The sequence below is a fragment of the Natronotalea proteinilytica genome, from assembly GCF_055379935.1.
Genome location: NZ_AP043947.1, coordinates 875,830 through 888,053 on the forward strand (window position 1 = coordinate 875,830; position 12,224 = coordinate 888,053).

13 protein-coding genes are annotated in these 12,224 nt (G+C 59.6%); 11 read left to right on the plus strand and 2 right to left on the minus strand.

Annotated features, from left to right (window positions below):
• Positions 1-99: 99 nt before the first annotated feature.
• The 3 genes from ACZ5AL_RS03730 to ACZ5AL_RS03740 all read left to right on the plus strand — a co-directional run bounded on the left by ACZ5AL_RS03730 (position 100) and on the right by ACZ5AL_RS03740 (position 3,334).
• Positions 100-1,596, plus strand: coding sequence for a sodium-dependent transporter (locus ACZ5AL_RS03730; RefSeq protein ID WP_464512265.1), 1,497 nt, complete (start codon positions 100-102; stop codon positions 1,594-1,596).
• Positions 1,597-1,680: 84 nt separating this feature from the next.
• Positions 1,681-2,295: a redoxin family protein gene (locus ACZ5AL_RS03735; RefSeq protein WP_464512266.1), complete on the plus strand. Its 615-nt coding sequence runs from the start codon at positions 1,681-1,683 to the stop codon at positions 2,293-2,295.
• A 34-nt stretch (positions 2,296-2,329) separates the two neighbouring features.
• On the plus strand, positions 2,330-3,334 hold the full coding sequence (locus ACZ5AL_RS03740) for a hypothetical protein (RefSeq protein ID WP_464512268.1): 1,005 nt from the start codon (positions 2,330-2,332) through the stop codon (positions 3,332-3,334).
• 613 nt (positions 3,335-3,947) lie between these two features.
• Here ACZ5AL_RS03740 and ACZ5AL_RS03745 read toward each other — a convergent pair.
• Positions 3,948-4,220 (minus strand): NifU N-terminal domain-containing protein, encoded by a 273-nt coding sequence (locus ACZ5AL_RS03745; protein WP_464512269.1) that lies wholly within the window; start codon positions 4,218-4,220, stop codon positions 3,948-3,950.
• A gap of 196 nt (positions 4,221-4,416) precedes the next feature.
• On the opposite strand from ACZ5AL_RS03745, the gene ACZ5AL_RS03750 reads away from it, so the two are divergent.
• The 8 genes from ACZ5AL_RS03750 to ACZ5AL_RS03785 all read left to right on the plus strand — a co-directional run bounded on the left by ACZ5AL_RS03750 (position 4,417) and on the right by ACZ5AL_RS03785 (position 10,756).
• Complete coding sequence (locus ACZ5AL_RS03750; protein ID WP_464512271.1) at positions 4,417-4,914, plus strand: phage holin family protein; 498 nt, start codon at positions 4,417-4,419, stop codon at positions 4,912-4,914.
• A 221-nt stretch (positions 4,915-5,135) separates the two neighbouring features.
• Complete coding sequence (locus ACZ5AL_RS03755) at positions 5,136-5,624, plus strand: hypothetical protein (protein ID WP_464512272.1); 489 nt, start codon at positions 5,136-5,138, stop codon at positions 5,622-5,624.
• Between the two features lie 56 nt (positions 5,625-5,680).
• The gene (locus tag ACZ5AL_RS03760; RefSeq protein WP_464512273.1) at positions 5,681-6,316 is read left to right on the plus strand and encodes an adenylate kinase; all 636 of its coding nucleotides are present in this window, start codon (positions 5,681-5,683) and stop codon (positions 6,314-6,316) included.
• A gap of 6 nt (positions 6,317-6,322) precedes the next feature.
• Complete coding sequence (locus tag ACZ5AL_RS03765) at positions 6,323-7,306, plus strand: polyprenyl synthetase family protein (RefSeq protein WP_464512275.1); 984 nt, start codon at positions 6,323-6,325, stop codon at positions 7,304-7,306.
• A gap of 160 nt (positions 7,307-7,466) precedes the next feature.
• Positions 7,467-7,763 (plus strand): HPr family phosphocarrier protein, encoded by a 297-nt coding sequence (locus ACZ5AL_RS03770; protein ID WP_464512276.1) that lies wholly within the window; start codon positions 7,467-7,469, stop codon positions 7,761-7,763.
• Entirely contained in the window at positions 7,760-9,514 is a 1,755-nt protein-coding gene (gene ptsP / locus ACZ5AL_RS03775; RefSeq protein WP_464512277.1) for a phosphoenolpyruvate--protein phosphotransferase, read from the plus strand. The genes ACZ5AL_RS03770 and ptsP overlap by 4 nt, the downstream gene beginning before the upstream one ends.
• A 90-nt stretch (positions 9,515-9,604) precedes the next feature.
• A complete protein-coding gene (locus ACZ5AL_RS03780; protein ID WP_464512279.1) occupies positions 9,605-10,063 on the plus strand; it encodes a GatB/YqeY domain-containing protein in 459 nt (152 codons plus the stop codon).
• Positions 10,064-10,093: 30 nt separating this feature from the next.
• Positions 10,094-10,756, plus strand: coding sequence for a CvpA family protein (locus ACZ5AL_RS03785; RefSeq protein ID WP_464512280.1), 663 nt, complete (start codon positions 10,094-10,096; stop codon positions 10,754-10,756).
• A gap of 236 nt (positions 10,757-10,992) precedes the next feature.
• Here the strand turns inward: ACZ5AL_RS03785 and ACZ5AL_RS03790 are convergent, their stop codons facing one another.
• Positions 10,993-12,198, minus strand: coding sequence for an ISAs1 family transposase (locus ACZ5AL_RS03790; RefSeq protein WP_464510861.1), 1,206 nt, complete (start codon positions 12,196-12,198; stop codon positions 10,993-10,995).
• Positions 12,199-12,224: the final 26 nt, after the last annotated feature.

Here is a 12,224-nt window from a genome sequence, read left to right on the forward strand (position 1 = left end):
TTCACGTCGCTGTGTAATTCCACGCATGTAACGACAGCTTCCGCGGACCTGTAGGCTGCACACTGGTTAACCTGTTCACACATCCCCTAATTGCTGCTGATGGCTTCTTCGAACGCACGTTTTTCGACCCGATGGGCGCTCATTCTTAGCGTATTGGGCATTGCGGTGGGCACAGGCAACATCTGGCGTTTTCCACGCATTGCCGCAGAGACGAGCGGCGAAACGGGCGCCGGGGCGTTTTTGGTGGCATGGGTGCTGTTTTTGTTCGTGTGGAGCATTCCCCTTATCATCGCCGAGTACGCGATGGGCCGCAAAGGCCGCATGGGCATCGTGGGGTCGTATGCGCAGGTAGCCGGCAAGCACCGGGGCTGGATGGGCGGATTCATTGGGGTGGTGACCACCGCCATCATGTTTTACTATGCTGTGGTGGCCGGGTGGTGCTTGTTCTACTTCTGGGAGACGGTGGTGAATCCGCTGCCGCTCTCCAACGAAGCCGCCCAGGCCGGATGGGATCGATTTCAAGCCGGAAATCTTCCGATGCTGTTTCACGCGCTGGCGATTGGCGTTGGCGGGCTGGCCGTGTGGAAGGGGGTCTCCTCTATTGAGCGCGTGAACCGCGTGCTCATCCCCACGCTGCTGGTCATTCTCGTCGTGGCGCTCATCCGTACGTTTATGCTCGATGGCGCCTGGGAGGGCATCGCCTTTCTGTTTACGCCGGAGTGGAGCCGCCTCAGTGATCCGGAGCTGTGGCTGCAGGCACTCACCCAAAATGCCTGGGACACCGGAGCCGGGTGGGGGCTTATTCTAACATACGGTGCCTACATGCAGGCCAAACATGGGGTGGTGTCGAACGCCTTCATCACCGGCATCGGCAACAACATTGTGTCGCTGGTTGCCGCTGTAATCATTTTCGGCACCGTCTTCGCTGTGCTGGGTGCACAGATGTCGCAAGGCGAGGTGCTAGAGGTGATGCAAACCAGCGGCCCAGCCGGCACCGGGCTCACATTTATTTGGATGCCGCAACTGTTCGAACAAATGGCGTTTGGGCGCCCGCTTGCCATGCTGTTCTTTCTTGGGCTGGCGTTTGCCGCGTTCAGTTCGCTCATCTCCATGATCGAGTTGGCCACGCGCTCGTTTGTGGATGCAGGAGTTGAGCGTCAGCAGGCTGTACAGTGGGTGGTGGGGCTTGGCTTTGTGCTGGGCATTCCCTCCGCGGTAAGTCTGGATGTGTTTGCAAATCAGGACTTTGTGTGGGGCGTGGGGCTGCTCATTTCGGGAGCGCTCATGGCGCTGGCTATCATCACATACGGGCCGCGTGCGTTCCGAACAGAAACGATGGGACAAGGCGGTGAGCGAAACCCCGGACGCACATGGGATCGCCTCATTGGGCTCTTTATTCCGTTGCAGGCCGTTATTGTGCTGGGCTGGTGGATCTACCAATCCATTTTCGAGTTTGCGCCAACAACCTGGTTCAATCCGCTGGATCCATTCAGCATTATGACCTGCCTGGTGCAGTGGGGGCTTGCCGCGGTGATACTGTGGGCGCTTAACGATCGGTACGTAGATCGGATGGCCGCACGCTCCGACGCGTTGTAGCCGACCCATGCAAAGCGTGGTCCGCAATGCATCGTGAAGCACGACCTGCACCGCGCCGCTTTTTCGAACTTGATGGCTGCTACTATGCGTACGCTCTCACTTGTATTGATTGCAACCTTACTGTGTGGATCGGTGGCGCTGGCACAGTCAAACGAGCCCTTACGCCCAGGGGCCAACATGCCCACTCCCGGTGTGAGTCTATACGATGTGCAGGCTGAAGCCGAGGTCGCGCTTGGCGACCTTACAGGCGAACGCGCCACGGTGGTCATCTTCTGGAGCAACCAGTGCCCCTGGATCGAACGCTACCAAAGCCGATTGCACGACCTGCGCGACACGTTTGTCGATGACGGGGTCTCGTTCGTGCTCGTGAATGCCAACGACGCCGACGCTTTTCGCAACGAAGGACGCACCGCCAGCCGCGAGCACGCACGTAGCAACAACTACGATAGGATGCATTACCTGCGCGATGACACCGCCGCACTGGCCACCGCTTTTGGAGCGCAGCGCACGCCGCATGCGTTTGTGTTCAATGCCAACCGTACGCTCGTGTACGTAGGAGCAATCGACGACAGTCCCGCCGAGGCCGATGACGTAAACGCGGCCTATCTGCGCAATGCGCTGAATGCCCTTGTCGAGAATCGATCCATCTCCGAGTCTGAGACCCGCGCGTTTGGGTGCCTCATCAAGCTGCCGCGCTAATCCACCCGCTTCTCTATCGCCACCTTTACCAGCTATGGCCGACCGTTCTGCGCTTGCCGATGCGTTGCATGCTACCGCACATGCCTGGACTGACCCCGATCATCCGCCCCGCGTGCAAGCCATTGCCGATGCCTGCGACCAGAGCGATCTGTTTACCGAAGACCACGCCACCTACGCGGTCAATCAGCAGATGGATGCGTGCGTGCATGCCGATCTGCAGGAGGCCGCTCATTCCGCCGCAGGGCCACATGCAGTAGATCTCCACCTGACTGGCACCGCTCCGCTGTACGGACACGCGTTCATTGCATATCTACTGCTGCGCGGCACCACCGTGCACCTCCACAACACCCCCGATGAGCGTCCGCTGTTGCATGCCGTGTGGGAGGCTGTGCCGGAAGCGCCCATCCGATGGAAAACCCACGAAGAGGCCGATCAAAAAGACAAGAGCGAGCGACCCACCTACGTGCTGGGGCCTGCTGATGAGGCGATTCCTGCCGATTGGCAGAGCACGGAGCGTCCGGCTGTCGTGGTGCTCGATGGACACGAATCGGCTGATGAGCGGGAGGCGCTGGCCGAGGACATCCTTGTGTACGACGGACGCGCGCCGCAGCATGTCGGACTCATCTGGGCCCCCGACGACCTCATGCCCGACGCCTACCTGGAAGCAATGGCTCATCTGCGTGCCGCTATTCCTGCGCACGACAGCCTCCCCGGCGCGTTGCAGATGCAACAGGCGTTTCTGGAGGCTCAGGACCAGCCGCATGCCTACGCCGAAGACATGACGTTTCTGTTCAGCAAAGGCGCTCCCCAGATTCAGGACGGCGCGCATGTGCGATGGACCCCGTACGACACGCCTCGCGATATAGCCACCTGGTACGATGCGCATGCCGATGCGGTAGGCTCGGTACTGCATCGAACGGACTTGCCTGAGAAGCTGCTTCCCTCTGCCGCCTCAACCCGCCATCTGGGTACGCTCCACCGCCTTGACTGGTGGCCGCCGGTTGTGCAGCAGTGGGCCGCCTGGTGGGAGACCGAATAGAGATTCTCGGTTGCAATCCCAGTCGCATTCGCTCTAAAGATCGCCGGGGACGCAAGCGGTCCCCGGGCAGTCATCTTCCGCATAGCGGCGTTAGGATCACCTGCGGACGCAACAAAACCCACCTCTCGTGGCGATGCTCCGCGTCGCCACGCCGGGAAGGACGCTCCGGCGTCCTCAAACCAAGAACCCCACATCAACACCGGCTCTATCTTTGGGTGCGTTGTGTATAAACCAGAGCCTACTGCTGTGTCACACCTGAAAGTTAAGGTCCGAAATTGTCATCGCGAGGAGGGAGCCCTGCGGTCGGGGCGCTTCGCTGCGCTCGCAATGACATGATTGTGAGTTATTCTCGGCACGTTAGAGGATAACACCCCCGTTTTAATGTTGTCATCTTGAGCGGAGCAACTGCGTCTAGCAGGTGCGGAGTCGAAAGATCTCCCACGAACTGGGCAGGGCCACTCGATCGATCAGAGCCTGCTGAGCGTCGGGGAGATGGTTCGGCGTGCTCCGGGCTGGGCCCGTCGCGTGCTCACTATGGCAGGTTTTTTTGGAGGGGATGGAACACACAGTTTGGTACGGTCTCCGTCCCCTAACAATCAGCTGCGACAGTGCACTACCCCTCCGCACAGTGCTCTTTGATGAGCGCTTTTGCATCCTCGATAGTCGTGCCCCAGGCTGCATCATCGGCCTTGGTGAGCGTTACGAACGCCGGCATCAAGAACACATCAACGACACCGTCAAGCTCAATAAGTGCTTCGCCCAACGGATCGCCCTGCGCATCCTCCGGCGTTTTGATCGCCAGCAGCTTAGCATCGGTAAGGGCCCCCTCTGAAGGCGTAAGCTTCACGCTATTAGGATTCGGGGTAGTATCAGTTTGGATCGTCATAGAAAAGGGGGCAATGTGTGTAACAGTCAGGCAAACAATGAACAACCGGGGGAGGTAAAGCGGTATATTGGGCGGATGCGCAAATGTGCCCCCGCAATGTGCCCTTGTGCGGCAGAGTGAACGGGGTATTCATTTGCGATATGCTGCACAACTGCTATATTGAACGCACCTGTAGACTTGTCCCGATTCGCCTCTTATGGAGCCTACGCGTACGCCATCCTCGCCCCCTCCGCCGGAAAGCCGCTTCGAGCGCATTGCCACCCACGCCCAAGGCGTGGTTGACGACGTGCGCCAGTGGGTCGATCTGCGCCTTGACCTGGCGGTCATGGATTTAGAGAGCACCCTCGACGAACGGCTCAACCGAGTGGCCATTGGCATCATCATGGCCGTGTTTGGCGGGCTGGCTGCGTTCTTTCTGCTTACCACTGTAGCCATCGGATTGGGATGGCTGCTGGGCCATCCGTTCTGGGGGTTTCTTATCGTAACGCTGGGGCTGGGCACCGTTGCGCTGGTCGTGAAGCGCACACAGCCTACGCTGGTGCAAACCGGCTTGTATCGACAGTGGAAGCAAGCCCAGGCCAAACGCGAACAGGCCGAGGCCGCTGAGGAGAATGGCTCCGTAGACGATTCGGCCGACGAAGAGGCGGACGAGACACCGCCCTCCGTTTCAACGCCTGCCTCAGCACCTAAGTAGATCAACAAAAATACATTTACACCTTGTCATCGCGAGGAGGGAGCCTGCGACCGACGCGGCGATCTCATGCACCCGTTAGAGCGATTTACCCTGCTTAGAAGGCACAAGATTGCCGCGTCGCTGACGCTCCTCGCAATGACATACTCGAATATTCTTATGCGGGCCTACTTAGCCCTGCGTCCTCGTAACCGTTTATCGTACCGCCTTCTGCTTTTTCTGCTATGCCTAACGATTCCACGCCCTCGCGCGACGACGTATCCGATCAGCTTGACGCCACCAAGGCGTCGCTCACCAGTCGCTTTGATGCGCTCAAGGATGAGGTGGACGACGTAAAAGAAACGGTGCGCACTACGCTGCGCGAGCACCCGCTGGCCAGTGCCGCCGGTGCGCTTGGTGCCGGATTGGTTGTGGGCTGGCTCTTTAGTGGACGTCCCACGCGCTCGCAGTGGGCCTCGCGGTATGCCACTGCGGTGGAAGACGATCTGCGTGCTGCTCTCGAATCGGGCGCCGATGCCGATACCATCGTCGATGAGGTGCTGCGCGACCGCGTGCCCATTGTTGTGGAGGCCGCTCCACCGTCCCCTAAGTCCAGCCTGCTGCGGCGCGCTGCCGGCACGGTCACACAGGCCGCGCTGCATGTGGCGCTCTACCAGCTGTCGAATCGGTTGGCGCAGCGCGCCCTCGACGATCCGTCTGATGAAGCCGCGTAGCGCGACCCGCGCGGCTCTTCTTCTGTTTGTGTTATCCTACGTTACTATCTGCTCCTATGCGCTTACTCCTCTTTGGTCCGCCCGGTGCGGGCAAAGGTACCCAGGCTCGCAAACTGGTAAACCGCTATGACCTGACCCAAATTGCGACCGGCAATATCATCCGGGCTGCTATGAAAAACGAAACGCCGGTTGGGCTCGAAGCCAAGGCATACGTCGAAAAGGGCGAACTCGTGCCCGACGACGTAGTGCGCAAACTGGCCGAAGATGCCATCGAAGATGCCGGCGCGCGCGACTTTATCCTCGACGGATACCCGCGTACGCTGCAGCAAGCCACCTGGCTCACGTCGTTTTTGGCGGCGCAAAATGCTCCGCTCGATGCCGTGCTCAGTCTAGATGTAGCTGATGAGGAAATTGTCGATCGCCTTTCGAAGCGGCGCGTCCATGCCGAAACGGGCGAAAACTACCATCTCGACGTAAACCCGCCCCCCGAGGATGTCGACGACGATCTCATCATTCAGCGTCCCGATGACAAGCCCGAAACGGTGCGCAATCGCCTATCGGTGTACCACGAACAAACCGAGCCGCTGAAGAACTACTATCGCGACCGCAGCCTGCTTATTGCGGTAGACGGTACCGGCAGCCCCGATGACGTCCACGCACGTATCGTTGACACGCTCGAATCGCTTGCGTAAGTGCCCATGTCGGTCCCCCCTTCTGTATCGGTGGATGCGCTGCGTATCCGCTGTAACGACGCGTTGGCAGCCGTTGCCGCCAATCGAACCCCCGATGCGCTGTTTGCGCCCGTGCGCTACGTGCTGCAGGGCGGCGGAAAGCGTGTGCGTCCGGTTCTGGTGTATCTGGTTGCGCAGGCATACGATGTGCCACTGAAGCAGGCCGATCCGGTAGCACTGGCTGCCGAGGTGTTTCATAACTTTACGCTGGTGCACGACGACATCATGGATGCAGCGCCCGAACGGCGAGGGCGTCCTACCGTGCATGAGAAGTGGGATACGCCAACGGCCATCCTGGCGGGCGATTGGCTTATGGGATACGCCACCCAACTGCTTCGCAAAGCCGATGCCTCTACCGAAGCTCTGCTAGACGTCTATCAACCCATGGTAGATGCGCTTTGCATAGGCCAGGCGCACGATACCGATTTCGAGACGCGCACCGATGTGACGGTACAGGCGTACATCGATATGATTGATGGTAAGACGGGCGCGTTGCTTGCTGCCTGCATGGCGTGGGGGGGCGTGCTTGCGGAGGTGCCAGAAGCCAGCCGCACTCAACTGCACGATGCAGGCATGGCACTCGGGCGCGCCTTCCAGATTCAAGACGACTTGCTCGATGTAATTGCTGATCATGACGACTGGGGCAAGGCCATCGGCGGGGATCTGCAGGTAGGCAAGCGCACGTTTATTACGCTTACAGCCCTACAACGGGCTTCCGGATCGACCCAGACGTGGCTGCGCGACACCCTCTTCGAAAACGGCGGTTGTCCGCCTGATCAGATTACGGCTGTGCAGAAAACGATGCGCGACCTGGGCGTGTTTGAGGCGGCCCGTGAGGCGGTGGCGCAACACACCGCGTCGGCTCATGAGCAGCTAAGGCTCCTTCCCGAGACGCCCGCCCGTGCCGCGCTCTTTGATCTGCTTGATCGGCTGCAGCAGCGGGCGTACTAAATAGCCCAGCAGAAACACGCGCCCACGGTGCCACTCCAGAGAAAGCGCGTTCGACCGGTGTGGCGCTAGGGGAGCCCGCGTACACCTCCAGCGCGTGGCGTGCTGCAGCCTCTGCTCCGACGCCCCCTCATCGATTTCATGTAGCCCCGCCGACTTGCCCATGACTGAAGCCACAGTGACCGTCCAAAATCGCGCAGGCATCCACACACGTCCGGCGTCAATCATTGTGCGAACCGCGTCGAAGTTCGAGTCGGAGATTCACATCCAGCGAGGGGCCTACGAGATCAACGGCAAAAGCGTGATCGGCGTAATGACGCTGGCCGCCGAGCAAGGGGCAGAGCTTACGCTGCGTGCCGACGGCCCCGATGAAGAGGACGCCCTTGCCGCGCTCAAAGCGTTATTCGATCGCGGGTTTGGAGAGCAGCCCACTGACGAATCGGCCAGCGAGTCATCATGAGCACTTCAGAGCACGACGCACCGTTGGGCGAGGTACACGTATCGGGGTATGCAGCGGCGCCGGGCACGGTCTTAGGACCCGCCTGGATGTTAGAGCCGCGTACGGCTGCTATCAACGAAGCAATGATTGCCGACGATCAGGTTGAGGCCGAGCAACAGCGCTTCAAGAAGGCGGTGCAGAGTGCGCTGCGCGATGTGCAGGCTGTGGTGGATCTGGCCAACGCCAAGATCGGATCGGAAAGTGCCGCGATCTTTGATGCGCAGGCGATGATCTTGCGAGACGATGCACTGCTCCAGGCTGTTATGAAGCGCATCGAGCAGGAGCAGATGGATGCCACGGCTGCCGTGCATGCTGTGTTGGAGCAATACCGCACGCGCCTCGAATCGAGCGACACGGCGTATCTACAAGACCGTGCCGCTGACTTGCGCGACACCGAGCAGCGCCTGCTTCGCGCCCTCAACCACACGCCGCTTCCCGCTGCCGAGGGCGAGCGGGGCATTGTGGTGGCCTCCATGCTTACCGCTGCCGATGTGGTTCGCTTTAGCCAGCGCAACGTGTTAGGCTGTGTATGCAGCACAGGCGGCCCCACCTCGCATGCGGCGCTCATCGCACGGGCGCTGGAGTTGCCCACCGTGGTTGGCGCTCGCAATCTGATGGCTCACGTAAAACCGCGCGATTGGCTGCTTGTGAATGGCGATACCGGCGATGTTGTCGTACGCCCCAATGCTGATACCCGTGCTGCCTATCAGGCTGCGCAGCAGCAAACGGAGGAACCGCCGTCCGAGGTGGACGCCGTCCCGATGCGCACCGCCGATGGCACACGCATCCAGATGCTGGCTAACGTTGAGTTTCCCGATCAGTATGAGATGCTGTCTGCCCACAACGCAGACGGTATTGGGCTCATGCGCACCGAAATGCTGTTTCTGATGCAGTCGCGGATGCGCGTGAAAGAGGCGGCCCAGTACGAACAATACACCGCAGCCGCCCAGGCGCTGCAGGCCACCCAGCCGCTCACCATTCGCCTCCTCGATGTGGGCGGCGATAAAATGCAACCGCTGCAAGTCCACGAAAGCAATCCATTTCTGGGATGGCGAGGGATTCGAGTGCTGCTCGACCGGCCCGATCTGGTACGTCCGCAATTGCGGGCGGTATTGCGCGTAGCACAAACGCGTTCGGTGCGTTTGCTTCTGCCCATGGTAACAACGATGGCTGAGGTTAAGGCCATGCGGCGTATGATTGCGACGACTGCGGCCTCGATGGAGCTGCCCCATGGGACCGATAGGCTGCAGGTTGGGGTCATGGTGGAGGTGCCCGCTGTGGCCTGGCAGGCCGAGCGCTTTGCCCGCATCTCCGACTTTTTAGCGCTTGGCACCAACGACCTGACACAGTACACGCTGGCCGCTGACCGGAGCAACGCTCGTGTAGCCCACCACGCCGATGCGATGCACCCGGTGGTGCTCGACCTGATTCGCCGCACAGTGCAGGCGGGGCAGGCAGAAGGGTGCCCGGTGAGCGTGTGCGGCGAAATGGCGGCGGACCCAACCGCTGTTCCCGTGCTCATCGGACTCGGTGTGCGTGCGTTGAGTATGGCACCGCCCTTCTTTGCCACCGTACGGCGCGTGGTTTCTCAGATCGAGCGGGCCGAGGCTGAAGAGATGGCCCACGCTGTGCTTCACGAGTCAGATGCGTCGGCAGTACGGTCGGAAGTGGGCGCGTGGCTTAATGCACGCGATATTGAGGCGGGGGCGTGAACAACGGATGGGGTTGCGCATCCAATATATCCGTGCAATTATGCACGTACAGACTGTCGATTCTCATGCACATACTGGATCTCCTCTTCTATGCTCGACCAAATCACCGACGACATCAAAGACGCCATGCGCGCTCGCGACAAAGTGCGCCTTCGCACGTTGCGGTCGCTACGAGCGGCGCTGCAGAACAAGCAGATTGACAGTCGTGAAAGCGCCGACGACGAAACGGCGTTGTCTGAGCAAGCGGTGCTATCCGTGATCCGTAAAGAAGCCAAGCAGCGCAAAGACTCGATCGAACAGTTTGAGGCCGGGGGGCGCGACGATCTGGTGCAGAAGGAGCAAGAAGAGCTGGAGATTCTACAGTCCTACCTCCCCGATCCACTTACCGACGACGAGCTGGAGGCCACCATCGATGCGATCATCGAAGAGGTCGGCGCCTCCTCCATGGCCGATATGGGGCCAGTGATGGGAAAGGCGATGGGCAAGCTGCGCGGACGCGTAGATGGCGGACGCGTGCAGCAGGTGGTTAAGTCAAAGCTGATGGAGTAACATCCAGGTATACATCCAAATGGTGGCGCCATGACGTTTCTTGATGGCATTATTTTGCTGGCCCTGGCTGCCGCGCTGGTACGCGGGTTTATGGTGGGCGGCATCCGGCAGGTAACCAGCTTAGTGGGGCTGATTCTGGCCTTTGTGTTGGCCGTGCTCTATATGCGTCCGCTGGGCGCGCAGGTGGCCTCGGCGTTTGAGATTAGCGCCTCGGTGGGCGAGTTGATTGCGTTCGCCGGGATCTTTGTGGCGGTGCATGTGCTGTTGATCTTGGCAACGCGCTTCTTAGAACACCTCATCAAGGCGTTCCGGCTTGGCATTTTGAACAAAGCACTGGGGAGTGCGCTGGCAGCGATCAAGATGGTGCTGGTGCTGAGTGGTATTTTTGTGCTGTTGGCGCATGCCGGGTGGCCTAACCCCGATGTGCAGGACGAGTCGGCGTTTTATGAGCCGGTGCGTGAGGCGCTTCCCACCGCCTGGGACCACACCGCCGCCTACGTGGGCGATACCGACGACCTGTACGACTTTTTCCCGGGGGCTGCTGACTGGGAGGCGTTCCTTCCAGACACTACCGATCCTGGGGACGGGCCTGATGGTTTACCTGATGGGATGCCCAATGTGAACGTTCCTGAAGAGCTGCCCGAACTCCCCAGCGATCGTTCTACCGATACAGAGAGTCATCCCGGCTGGTAGTACCGTGTCACACGTGATTGTTAGGGTCCAACATTGTCATCGCGAGGAGGGAGCTTGCGACCGACGCGGCGCTGTGAGCGTAGCGAACGAGTACTCTTGGGGTGCGATCTCATGCTGTTGATTGGGCGGCTGCATCCGGCCTGATAGCATGAGATTGCGTCGCTGCGCTCGCAATGACAAGATTGTGAGTTATTCTCGGTACGTTAGGTGGCCATGTGTTACCAGGGCAATCGCATTTAATTTCCACCGGTGAGGACCTTCAATAAGTAATCGGGATTCCAGGCGGCTTCTTTGCGCTTGATTGCGATTCCTTGGCTTCGGCTCGTCTCTTGCTTCAACAGGCTAAGCGCGAGCCGACGGACCACGCCCAAATTCTGCGCTGCGTGCCCGGTTCGCACTCGGCTCTCATCTTCCCCAAACGCTACATCCAACGACCAATGCAGCTTGTTCTCCACATGCCAATGGTGACGTACGGCTTTCAAAAGTTGATCGGGGTCCGCTTCTAAGCTGGAGATGAACAGCCGTTCTTTTGTCTCAATGGACCCATCAGGGTGGTGGCGCTCCGACTGAATTCGGCAGATCGTTGACAGTCCGGGCCAGCCTTCCGTATTCGATTCTCCCGTATTCGATTCTCCCGTATTCGATTCTCTATTCAATTCTGTATTATTGACATCTGTATTATTGACAGCAAGGGCCCAGCAGCGACGTACTTCGACGCGATCATGCCCGCCGTCAACCGACTTATGCGGCTCGGGAAGACGCCCAATGGCCTCTAACTGGTCAAAAAGGGCCTTTGCCTCCCGATATAGATGCTTCTGGTTAGCTTTCAGCGTGATCACGTAGTCGGCTCCTGCGCGTAGAATCTCCTCAGCAACCTCCGCATAACATCCCGCTGCATCAATTGTCACGATCGCTCCTTCCAGTTCCAGCAGGTGGAGCAGCGGTGGAAGCGTCTTGGTTTCGTTGGTGGTCGCAGGCACCGCTTCCTGTCCTAAAACCACTTCTTGCTCACACGACCAGGCATTGACCATCTGGAGCGCGGCCTTGCTTGACTCGCGGTCATAGCTGCTGCGAAGCGTCTTTCCATCGATGGCAATGACCTCCTCGATTCCCTCTGTCAAATCGGCCATCCATCGCCGAAACCCCGCTTCAAATTCGGTCGGGTTGATCCGGCTCCATACCCGGCCCAGCGTGTCATGCGAGGGGATGCCGCCCTCCAATTCCAAAAACTGCTCCAGCCACGCTCGACGCGCTCGGCCAAACCGCTCGATGGCGGTGAACGTGTCCGCTCCTGCGATGACCGCACAGATCGTCAACCCGATGATATCGAGCAACGTATGCTGTTTGCACCGGTCGATGCGCGGGTCCGTGACCTCGGCAAAGTGAGCAGTAAGGTCCAACACAGTCGGGTCAGAGGCTGCAGAATCTTCGTCAGACACCATTGATTCAGGTCTACTTGTCCATAACA

Coding starts and splice junctions, on each gene's coding strand:
- ptsP (WP_464512277.1), top strand. CDS start 7,760: ATGAGCACTTCAGAGCACGACGCACCGTTGGGCGAGGTACACGTATCG.
- ACZ5AL_RS03730 (WP_464512265.1), top strand. CDS start 100: ATGGCTTCTTCGAACGCACGTTTTTCGACCCGATGGGCGCTCATTCTT.
- ACZ5AL_RS03750 (WP_464512271.1), top strand. CDS start 4,417: ATGGAGCCTACGCGTACGCCATCCTCGCCCCCTCCGCCGGAAAGCCGC.
- ACZ5AL_RS03755 (WP_464512272.1), top strand. CDS start 5,136: ATGCCTAACGATTCCACGCCCTCGCGCGACGACGTATCCGATCAGCTT.
- ACZ5AL_RS03765 (WP_464512275.1), top strand. CDS start 6,323: ATGTCGGTCCCCCCTTCTGTATCGGTGGATGCGCTGCGTATCCGCTGT.
- ACZ5AL_RS03735 (WP_464512266.1), top strand. CDS start 1,681: ATGCGTACGCTCTCACTTGTATTGATTGCAACCTTACTGTGTGGATCG.
- ACZ5AL_RS03790 (WP_464510861.1), bottom strand. CDS start 12,198: ATGGTGTCTGACGAAGATTCTGCAGCCTCTGACCCGACTGTGTTGGAC.
- ACZ5AL_RS03785 (WP_464512280.1), top strand. CDS start 10,094: ATGACGTTTCTTGATGGCATTATTTTGCTGGCCCTGGCTGCCGCGCTG.
- ACZ5AL_RS03740 (WP_464512268.1), top strand. CDS start 2,330: ATGGCCGACCGTTCTGCGCTTGCCGATGCGTTGCATGCTACCGCACAT.
- ACZ5AL_RS03760 (WP_464512273.1), top strand. CDS start 5,681: ATGCGCTTACTCCTCTTTGGTCCGCCCGGTGCGGGCAAAGGTACCCAG.
- ACZ5AL_RS03780 (WP_464512279.1), top strand. CDS start 9,605: ATGCTCGACCAAATCACCGACGACATCAAAGACGCCATGCGCGCTCGC.
- ACZ5AL_RS03770 (WP_464512276.1), top strand. CDS start 7,467: ATGACTGAAGCCACAGTGACCGTCCAAAATCGCGCAGGCATCCACACA.
- ACZ5AL_RS03745 (WP_464512269.1), bottom strand. CDS start 4,220: ATGACGATCCAAACTGATACTACCCCGAATCCTAATAGCGTGAAGCTT.